The organism is Bradyrhizobium sp. R2.2-H, from assembly GCF_004346455.1.
In the GTDB taxonomy this organism is placed as follows: domain Bacteria; phylum Pseudomonadota; class Alphaproteobacteria; order Rhizobiales; family Xanthobacteraceae; genus Bradyrhizobium; species Bradyrhizobium diversitatis.
Map to the genome: position 1 here is coordinate 141931 of NZ_SMBR01000018.1, position 9933 is coordinate 151863.

Genomic DNA, 9933 nt, shown 5'->3' on the forward strand with positions numbered 1-9933 from the left:
GGCGCGACCGTCAGTCCCACGGTCACAAGGACCGCGAGCGGGAACCTGAGGAAGCGGCGAGCATTCATCGTGTCACAGTCTCACAGGGGCGGAACGCTGGAAAGTGCCCCGATTCACAAATGCGCGAGCCTGGCGCCTGGTGGTTAAACCTTTTCAAACGATCAGCCGACGGCTTCCTTGCCGACGAAACGCATGAACGTCGTCCGACCTGCCGGTCCAAACTGCACGACCGCGTAAGGCTGCGGGTGTCCACCTTCCATCCCGGGCGATCCTACGGGCATGCCGGGTACGGCAAGCCCCAAAGCCTTCGGTCGCTCCGTCAGCAGCCGCCGCACCGCCGGCGCTGGGACGTGTCCCTCAAGGACGTAGCCATCCACCTCTGCAGTGTGGCACGCGGCCAGATCGGCCGGGACGCCCAGGCGTTTCCGGACGCCCGGAAGGTCGGAAGCATCGTCCACCTGGACCGTGAATCCTGCGTCGCGCAAGTGTTGTACCCAGCCCGAGCAACAGCCGCAGTTCGGATCCTTGTGGACCTTGATCACGGATTCAGCGGCAACGGCGGGGCGAGCTGCTGCTCCAAGCGTCGCGGCAGCGATCAGGGCCAAAAAGGATCGTCGCGCAAAGCCGTCCTTCTCGGCGCTTCGTTTTTGGTCAGTCATCAGACGCCTCTTCGAGAAGGTAGAGGGATTGCGGACCTTATTGTATCCGCGATCCCTCTACGGGCCAATCAGCGACGTCGGCCACGGAAACTAGCGGGATTTGGGTCCGCCCTGATAGCGCCAGGGGGATTCACCGGCCATCGGAGGGGTTGCGGACTGATATCCCAACGTTCCGCGATCATAGGCGAACGCCGAATATGGACTGCGCGGCAGGACGGTGGTTCTGGCTTGCGCAGTTTGCTTGGCCTCGTCTGGCCAATAGCTTCTGTCGGAAATCGTCGAGCCCGCCTGGGCGCTCGCGGACAACGCCGTCAGAAGCGTGATTGCGAGAAGGCTTTTCGTCAACATAGTCCCGGCTCCATCATTTTGCTGAAACGCATGCGTTGCGCTTCTAATGAGGAGTTCGGAGCCAATCGTCCGACGGTTACAAGCTCACGCCGACGTGAGAGGGGTTACCAGCGCAGGATCCGCGGCCCCAGGATTGCGCCCGCGAGCGTGCACAGCACGATCGTGCCGCCATACCAGAGCGCGACGAAGGGCAACGAGTCGTCGGTGCAGTGAAGCGCATAGCCGATCGCACTCACACCACCTGCGACAAGCCCGCTGAACGCGCCTGTGCGCACCAGGTTGGTCGGAGCCGCCTGCCGCACCGCCCAGATAACGACCGCAAACGGAACGACGGCAATGACCGGAATGGAAATGAGGCATTCAAGCCAGTCTTTCCCCATCACCATCTCGTCCCAGTGCGAGCTAGGCGCCTGTCCAAGACGGACGCCGGCGAGCAGCAGGATCGCCACGAACGGTAGCGCGGCGAGTCCCGGCGAAACTTTTCGCTCCCCTCCCGGACGGGCAAGTCGCACCAAATAGACAGACGCCGCGCCCGCCGTTCCGATCGCGAACGCGAGCTTCAGGAACAGGAAAATCGCGGCGCGCGGCGTAGCCAAGTCGGCACGCACGCCCAGCGCGGTGAACGTAATCCCGATCGCAATCACAATTCCGACGGCCAGCGCGATGCCCACGTTCCGATTGACCAGCCGCCGATTGACCGGCTCGACATTCGTGCTGAGTGCCGCGATCAATTCGTCTGTCTTCATGTTCGCGCTCTCTGGGCGATCAACGTCGCCAAGGCTTTCAATCCACGATGAATATTGACCTTCACGCTCGATTCCGAAATCCCGCACCTTCTTGCGGCTTCGGCTACGCTCAGGCCGTCCACCTTCACGGCCTCGATTGCGCATCCCATCTTTTCCGGCAGCCGCTCTAGTAGACGCCGGAGGTCAAAGCTGCTCTCTGCGCTGACGTGATCGTCCCGCGCCGTGAGCTCGCCGGCTTCGTCAATTGGCACATCGGCCGCAGACGCCCGGTTCCGGCGCAGGAAATCGATCAGCTTGTAGCGCGCAATCGCGTGCACCCAGGGCGTCAACGGCTCTGCCGGATCATAGGTATGTCGCTGCGTGTGTATGGCCAAGACGGCCTCCTGAACCAGATCCTCCGCTTCCGTTGCACCTCGACCGAGCTTCGTGAGCTTGCCTTTGTAATAGGCGCGCAAATGCCGGCTCAGCCGCTCAAGCAGCATTCGATGCGCGGCCGCGTCACCCTCCTGACTGGCGAGCATAAGCTCCTTCAGCTCCGTTTCCGCTGTCATGCTCGCCATCTATGTCTAAGTTCGGTTACGCCGTCGTTTCGGTTACAGCCCGACCGCAAAATCTTACTGCCGGGAACCACGCGGGGCAGCGTCAATTTTCCGCATCTAGCATCAGGCCCGCCTCAGGCATCTGAAACGACAAGCGACCCGATCGTTTGCGGCAACCTCTGCTATGACGACCATTGGCTCAGAACGGGCTCAGGCGGCGGCGATCGCTGCGATGGAGTCTGCATAATCCGATTGATGGCTACAGCGTATAGCCTCCCTCTCGCCAATCGAAAGGAGGCTTTGATGTTGATTGATCTGTCACGAGTTAGGGTTTCGGGTCCGCTTTCGGCATTCGCGACTGGGTTTGCCGACCACATGACACGACAAGGCTATGGCCCACAGCAGGCCCGCTTTCATTTATTGCTGCTAAATCACCTGAGCAATTGGCTTGTGAGAGAGGGGCTCAATGTAGGGGAACTATCCGCAAAGGAAGTAGAGCGGTTTCAGCGCAGCCGTCATGAAGCGGGTTACAGTTTTCTTCGCTCTATCAGAGCGATGCAGCCGATCCTCGGATACCTGCGCGGTCTTGGGATCGCACCTGCGGCTTTGTTGCCTCCCGCCAGCGGAGTGCTTGAAGAGGCCCTGGCGCGATACCGAGGTTACTTGATACTTGAACGTGGCATCAAGGATGCGTCAGCGTCCAGGTATATTGAACTGACGCGTCCCTTCATTCAAACCAGGGTCTTGCCGGACGGCCTTGCTCTGGACCTTCGAAGTTTGACAGCGGCGGACGTTATTTCCTATGTGGTGATAAAGTGCTCCCGCCTCAGCCCTGGGACGGCCGGGCTGACGGTGACGGCCCTTCGATCACTACTCGGCTTTCTTTACGTCGACGGCGCTATCGATCGGTCGTTGGTGTCTGCGGTACCGACCGTTCCCGGTCGGCGATTAACCGGATTGCCGAAGGGATTGGCCTCTGACCAAGTGCAGCGCCTTCTGGCTTCCTGCGACACCAGCACCCGAAGCGGGTGTCGTGACTTCGCGGTCCTGACTATGCTTGTTCGCCTGGGCTTGCGGGCAGGCGAAGTCGCCAAACTGCAACTCGAGCACATCGATTGGCGAGCCGGCGAGATCGTGATTGCCCACAGCAAAGGCAATCGCACCGAACGATTGCCTTTGCCCGCGGACGTCGGCAAAGCAATTGCGGCTTACTTGCGTTACGGCCGTCCCGCAAGCACGCAAAGCCGCACAGTGTTTGCACGGATCACAGCTCCGCATCATGCTCTCACCACCGGCGCGGTAACGCAGATTGTTCGCCACACTGCCGAACGGTGCGGCTTTGAACCGATCCATGCTCACCGGCTGCGTCACACCGCGGCGACTCTGATGCTACGCGGCGGTGCCTCGCTGCCCGAGATCGGACAACTCCTGCGCCACCGCAACGCCATTACGACATCGATTTACGCCAAGGTTGACCGCGATGCTCTGCGGTCGATCGCCCGTCCTTGGCCGGGAGACGAGGCATGAACGCTCTCCGCAAGGCTCTCGCAGACTATTTTGCGGTTCGCCGGGCCCTCGGCTTTAAGCTCTATCGAGCCGAGAAACTCCTCGGTCAGTTTCTCACCTTCGTCGAGGATCGCGGCGAAGAACATCTGACAACCGAGACGGCGCTCGCTTGGGCGACATTCCCTCAGGGCGGTCGAACCTGGGCGTTTGCCCGCCTTTCCGTTGTTCGCCGCTTCGCCAATCACCTGCGCGGGATCGATCCCGCGACCGAGGTGCCCCCGACCCACTTGCTGGTGCAGCAAAAAGGCCGAGCCACGCCTTACCTATATTCGGAGTCGGATATCGCGGCTCTCATTGCCGCAGCCGGGACGCTGCGGACACCGCATCGAGTGGCGACATTTCGTACATTGATCGCTTTGCTTGCAGTGACCGGAATGCGAGTCGGGGAAGCCATCGCTCTCGACCGCGACGATTTTGACCCCATCATTGGACTACTCACCATTCGGAACGCAAAGTTCGGCAAGTCTCGCCAATTGCCGCTACATCCAAGTACCGTGGTCGCACTGGTTGATTATCTGCGTAGAGACGACCGACCGAGAAACTCGTCGAATACTCAAGCATTGCTGGTCACTACGGTTGGCACTAGGCTCCACTACATGAGTGTCCAGCCCGTCTTTCGTCAAATTGTCGACCGCGCCGGCCTCAGGCCGCGCTCGGCGTCATGCCGTCCGAGGCTGCATGACCTACGGCATGGATTCGCCGTCAATACCATCCTTGACGGATATCGAGATGGCAGGGAGCCGGGGAACCGGATCGCGTTGTTGTCGACCTACCTCGGCCACGTCGATCCCGTCAGCACATACTGGTATCTCTCGGCTGCGCCAGAGTTGCTGACGTTGGTTGGTAATCGTTTGGAGCGGCACCTCGGAGGTGCCGCATGACGGCACTTGCCGGCCTACCGGGACACGCTGCGGCTGCTGCTCGTCTTCGCATCCGCGAGGAAGGACGTCGAGCCGTCGAAGCTGGACATCGGCGATCTTGATGCGCCGCTCATCGGCGCCTTCCTCGACTATCTTGAGAAGCAGCGGGAAAATAGTGCGCGCACCCGCAACGCTCGACTTGCGGCCGTCCGTTCGCTGTTCCGGTACGCAGCGCTGCGACATCCAGAGCATGCCGCCGTAATCGAGCGCGTGCTCGCCATTCCAAGCAAGCGTTTCGACCGAAGGCTCGTCACCTTCCTGACCGAACCGGAACTCGATGCGCTGTTCCGCGCGCCCGACCGCTCGACCTGGACGGGGCGGCGCGACCATACCTTGCTTACGCTCGCGGCTCAAACGGGCCTGCGTGCGTCAGAATTGATCGGCCTTCGCATCAGCGATGTTCATCTCGGCACTGGCGCACATGTCAGTTGCATGGGGAAAGGACGGAAGTTGCGGGTTACACCGATTACCTCGGGTATGGTTGCCCTCCTGCGTGTTTGGCTCGCCGAGCGCGCTGGTCAGCCGACGCAGCCACTTTTCGTCACCCAGTCGGGGACGTCACTCAGCCGTGACGCCGTCGAACATCGGCTCGCCAAATACGTTCAGATCGCCACCCGCGCCTGGACACAAAACCATCAGCATGCATGTGTTGCGTCATAGCGCCGCGATGCGACTGCTGCGGGCAGGAATTCAAACTTCGATGATAGCACTTTGGCTCGGCCATGAGCAGGTCGAAACCACCCACATCTACCTACACGCTGATATGGGATTAAAGGAACGCGCACTGGCCGCCACAGCTCCAGCGGTCGCCACTCCCGGTCGTTTTCGACCGAACGACAAGCTTCTCGCATTTCTGGAGGCACTGTGATTATGCCGACTTCCATCGCAGCGATCGCCGCCCCTAAGCCCGTTCTGGGCCAATGGTCGGCATAATTCAGAGGTCGGCATAGTAGAGATTATGCCGATGTCGGCATAACCTCTATTCAATCACTACCAACCAGGCGGCCATCAGCTCGCTGTTCCGCGTCGTCAACCGGTACGTCGGCAACCTCGCGCCGATGCCCGGCGTGTTTCCGGATTATAGGGCACCGATCGTCCGGACCGGTGCCGAGGGCCGCGAGCTCGCGACTGCGCGCTGGGGTATGCCGTCGTCGTCGAAGGCATTGATGGACGCGACGAAGAAGCGCGCCGAGAAGCTGCAGGCCAAGGGCAAGACCGTCGATTTCAAGGAGCTGCTCCGGATGGAGCCGGATTCCGGAACCACCAACATCCGCAACGTCAAGAGCAAGCACTGGACGCGCTGGCTGGGCGTCGAGAACCGCTGCGTGGTGCCGTTCAACAACTTCTCCGAATTCAACAAGGCCGAAGGCGGCGACATCTGGTTTGCGCTCGACGAGTTCCGCCCACTCCTGTGCTTCGCCGGCATCTGGACCAACTGGACATCGGTCCGGAAGGTGAGGGAGGGCGAGACCACCAACGACCTTTACGCGTTCCTCACGACCGAGCCGAACGCCGAGGTCGGCGCCATCCATCCGAAGGCGATGCCGGTGATCCTGACGACACCTGATGAGGTCGAAACTTGGATGACCGCGCCCGCCGAGGAAGCCCTGAAGCTGCAGCGGCCTCTTCCGGACAAGACGCTCCGGATCGTCGCTCGCGGCGTGAAGGAAGCCACGGCGCCGATGGACGGCTCTTGTCACCCGTAGCCTGTCGAGGCGCTTGACTCTGAGGGTGGCCCTCGAACAAAAATAGAACGAACGATTCTGCCCCGAAGGTCCGCTTGGCCAAATTGCCGCAACTGCCCCCCTACTATTATCTCGACCACTTCGCCGAAATGCTAGGGTTCGTGCGGCGGACGTACGCCCCCGTGCTTGGTCCGGAGCATCACGCCTTCATAGGGCGGTTCGAGGGGCTTTCGATGGATGCGAGATGCCTGTTGGTCCGCATGATCAACCGGCGCGGTGCCATATTCAACCGATCGCTGTTCAACTACCCCGAGATCGATGACGTCGAGCGGGCGGCATCGGATCTGACCGCGGCCGGTCACGCCCGCGCGCTTGGCGAGACCGACTATGCGGCCTTCGTCTCGTGTCTGTCGAAGGACGTCCTCGTCACTGGGGCGCAAGCTGCTGGCCGAGGTGATGTGCGCAAATCCTGGTCGAAGCCGAAGTTCATCGACTACTATCTGGAGCGCATCCCCTTTTCGGTCGCCGCGCAGCACTGCGGGGCCCGGAACTTCATCGCGCTCGACGGGACGCGACCGATCGAGTTCCTGCTCTACCTCTACTTCGGTAAGACCGAGGTGAGCCTGAAGAACTTCGCGCTGCGCGATTTGGGAATCCTACGCACCAACCGAGAGACCTCGTTCAGCGCGCGCTTCACCGATGCCGTGGAGGCGCTGGCCTCGTTCCATTACAGCCAGGTTCTGGACAGTCTGGAGGACGGATCGGAGGCTGCCCACAGACGGGCGGCCATCGACGTGCTCGGCGGACCCGCCTGCACGACCGAGTTCGCCGCCGATCTCCGCAGCCGAGCCGCGTATCAAACTGGGCTTTTCTTCGAGACGGGCGAGAGCGATCTCGCTCGGCAGCTCTACCGTGCAGGGCCGTCGCCGGACTGCAACGAGCGCTTGGTTCGCCTGCTCTACAACACGGGTGAGAAGACAGAGGCCGAAGCACTGCTGCAGCGGATGATCGACGATCCCGCCAGCGATGGCGAACACCTCTTCGCTACGGACTTTTATGCCCGCAAGTTCGGCGGCTGGCGTACAGGGCTCTACACCGAACTTCTGCGGTCCGGCCGCACGATCACCGTCGACGACACCCATCGCGGCAATCCCGAAGCGGGCGTCGCCGGCGTGCTGCGGCGCGAAGGCACGAAGGTCTACTTCACCGAGAATGTGCTGTGGCACACCCTGTTCGGCCTGCTCTTCTGGGACGAGCTCTTCGAGAGCACCCGGATGCCCAGCGGGTTCGATTGGCTACCTCACTGCCTGAAGGACCGCAGCTTCCGTCGGCTGTTCGCCGCGACGATCGACGAGAAAATAGCGGCCATCGCGTCCGGATCCGCCCTCCCGCTGATCCTCCGCACCGTCGCAGCGAGATGGGGCCGCCCGAACGGGATCTTCAGCTGGGATCACGTGCAAGTGGAGGCGCTGCGCGCGCTGCTCGAGGGATCCGATCCGGCCGGTATCGCCATTATCGTCCGCAGCATGTGCGACGATTTCCGCGGGATGCGAGACGGCTTTCCCGACCTCATGTTGGTTCAGGACGGCAAGGCGTCCTTCATGGAGGTCAAGGCCGAAGGGGACGTGATCCGCCGCAACCAGCTGACTCGCCTCCGCCAACTCGGCGACGCCGGCATTGTGGCCGAGATCGGTCGGGTCGACTACCGCTTCGACCCCGAGCAGGATTACGTGGTGGTCGACATCGAGACCACCGGCTCATGGTCGAACGGCGACCGCATCACCGAGATCGGCGCGGTGAAGGTCCGCAACCACCAGGTCGTGGACGAGTGGCACTCTCTCCTCAACCCGCAGCGTTCCATTCCCGCCAAGATCGTCCAGCTGACCGGCATCACGAACGAGATGGTTCGCGACGCGCCTTTGTTCGCCGAAGTCGCGGATTCCTTCATGCAGTTCATGGCCGACGGCATCTTCGTCGCCCATAACGTCAGCTTCGACTACGGTTTCCTCTCCTACGAATTCGAGCGGATCGGGCGTCGCTTCAGATTTCCGAAGCTCTGCACATGTGCCGGGATGCGGCGGCGCTTTCCGGGACACAAATCCTACGGACTAGGAAAGCTCTGCGAGATCTACGGCATATTGCTCGACAATCACCATCGCGCCCTATGCGACGCGCGGGCCTCCGCCCAGTTGTTGAACCTCATCAATCAGAAGCGGAGTGAGGAGAGATATATCGGCGAGGCCGCCTAGGGGTTCAAGCCGATGGGGTGGCTTGGAAACGGCTCCGGAAAAAATTCCGATAAGACGAAATTTGTCTTGCTCCGTCGGGCAAAACAGTGGTTCATAAGACGCTGGTCCTAGCGAGACGAAGGAGCCAGCCCGATGGCGAATGACGTGGACACCTCCTCGGAATTGTCCAAGATCGCGAAACTGAACGGTGACTTCCGAAGGAATTACGGCACTCTCATCGGTGCGATTTTGTACCTCCGCACCGTGAGCGCCGCCCGCCGAAGCCCTTGGCTTTGGGCTGGCCTGATCTCGATCGCTTTTTCGGCGGTGCTGAGCTGGTTAGGGCGGCACGGGTGGTCTTTGCCAGCGTTGCTTTGATGGCGGCGAACAGTGCCCCCCTTTCCCCTGTAAAGCGCCCGCGATGGCGGCGAAGGGAGCCTGATGAGAGCCAGACGTAGCGTCCCAACCTCAGCGAGCCAGGCAGTAGAACGTAATCCTCGATCTCGCGATTTGCCGCATCCAACCGCATCACGGCAAGGAGGCCCGATGAAATCTGCCTTCGATAGGCCTTCCATTGCGCAGCGTGATCCTCTCCCCGTCGCGCCAGCCGTCTCGCGACGAGAAACGAAACTACCCGCCTGCCTTCGACATCGACGCCGATCCCGTCCGGAGCGAGCTCCGGCCGAAGACCAAGGTCGTTTCGCAACACCTCCGCGAGCTCGGTTGCGAGCTTCGCCTGTTCGGCAGCCCAAAACTCCCGGGTGTCGATCCAGTCGCAGTCGCGCGGCGACTCGTATCCGATCAGCGCATACGCCTTCCGCAGCGATCCGAAATGCTTCACGTACGCCGAGACGTGATTGAGACCGAGCGTCGTATTGATGATGCGCGAGTTGAGCTTTCCGCGCCGGCGCAGCGTGAGGCGCAGGCGCAACAACATCTCATTTTCGGGAATCTCCACGCGCCGTTCGGCCAGCAGTTTCTGTGCGCGTGCGAAGATGCCGGGGTCCACGATAGGCTCGATCTGCGCAGCGCCCCGGACCCAGGCATGATCCGGATTCTTGACCAGCTTCTGCCCCAAGCGTCGCGAGGTGCGATTGTAGATCGTCTTGCCGATGTAGTTTGTCAATCGGCGTCTAAACTAGACCCTCGCATTGCCTCACCCAGAATGTTACTGGACAACTTCTCGCCGATGATTGGGTCGATGCCATCGAATTGGTTCGGTGGCGTCTATGGCGGGAAAGA

The 9933-nt window shown here is 61.3% G+C and carries 10 protein-coding genes; 6 read left to right on the top strand and 4 right to left on the bottom strand.

What is annotated here, in order from left to right; genetic code table 11:
• Positions 1-161: 161 nt before the first annotated feature.
• The 3 genes from EDE08_RS33755 to EDE08_RS33770 all read right to left on the bottom strand — a co-directional run bounded on the left by EDE08_RS33755 (position 162) and on the right by EDE08_RS33770 (position 2304).
• Positions 162-659 (bottom strand): DUF411 domain-containing protein, encoded by a 498-nt coding sequence (locus tag EDE08_RS33755; protein WP_131873610.1) that lies wholly within the window; start codon positions 657-659, stop codon positions 162-164.
• A gap of 452 nt (positions 660-1111) precedes the next feature.
• On the bottom strand, positions 1112-1753 hold the full coding sequence (locus EDE08_RS33765; protein WP_131873606.1) for an NrsF family protein: 642 nt from the start codon (positions 1751-1753) through the stop codon (positions 1112-1114).
• Positions 1750-2304 (bottom strand): sigma-70 family RNA polymerase sigma factor, encoded by a 555-nt coding sequence (locus EDE08_RS33770; protein ID WP_165936318.1) that lies wholly within the window; start codon positions 2302-2304, stop codon positions 1750-1752. The genes EDE08_RS33765 and EDE08_RS33770 overlap by 4 nt, the downstream gene beginning before the upstream one ends.
• 291 nt (positions 2305-2595) lie before the next feature.
• On the opposite strand from EDE08_RS33770, the gene EDE08_RS33775 reads away from it, so the two are divergent.
• The 6 genes from EDE08_RS33775 to EDE08_RS33795 all read left to right on the top strand — a co-directional run bounded on the left by EDE08_RS33775 (position 2596) and on the right by EDE08_RS33795 (position 8712).
• Positions 2596-3819 (top strand): site-specific integrase, encoded by a 1224-nt coding sequence (locus EDE08_RS33775; protein ID WP_131873602.1) that lies wholly within the window; start codon positions 2596-2598, stop codon positions 3817-3819.
• Complete coding sequence (locus EDE08_RS33780; RefSeq protein WP_131873600.1) at positions 3816-4739, top strand: tyrosine-type recombinase/integrase; 924 nt, start codon at positions 3816-3818, stop codon at positions 4737-4739. Before EDE08_RS33775 ends, EDE08_RS33780 begins: the two co-directional genes overlap by 4 nt.
• A gap of 6 nt (positions 4740-4745) precedes the next feature.
• Positions 4746-5438 carry a tyrosine-type recombinase/integrase gene (locus EDE08_RS33785; RefSeq protein ID WP_283810585.1) on the top strand — a complete coding sequence of 231 codons (693 nt, stop codon included), beginning with the start codon at positions 4746-4748 and terminating at the stop codon, positions 5436-5438.
• Positions 5439-5445: 7 nt separating this feature from the next.
• A complete protein-coding gene (locus EDE08_RS39440) occupies positions 5446-5646 on the top strand; it encodes a hypothetical protein (RefSeq protein WP_283810587.1) in 201 nt (66 codons plus the stop codon).
• A gap of 118 nt (positions 5647-5764) precedes the next feature.
• A complete protein-coding gene (locus EDE08_RS33790; protein ID WP_131873598.1) occupies positions 5765-6484 on the top strand; it encodes an SOS response-associated peptidase in 720 nt (239 codons plus the stop codon).
• Positions 6485-6558: 74 nt separating this feature from the next.
• Positions 6559-8712: an exonuclease domain-containing protein gene (locus EDE08_RS33795; protein WP_131873596.1), complete on the top strand. Its 2154-nt coding sequence runs from the start codon at positions 6559-6561 to the stop codon at positions 8710-8712.
• A 214-nt stretch (positions 8713-8926) separates the two neighbouring features.
• Here the strand turns inward: EDE08_RS33795 and EDE08_RS38735 are convergent, their stop codons facing one another.
• Entirely contained in the window at positions 8927-9817 is an 891-nt protein-coding gene (locus EDE08_RS38735; protein WP_165936319.1) for a recombinase family protein, read from the bottom strand.
• Positions 9818-9933: the final 116 nt, after the last annotated feature.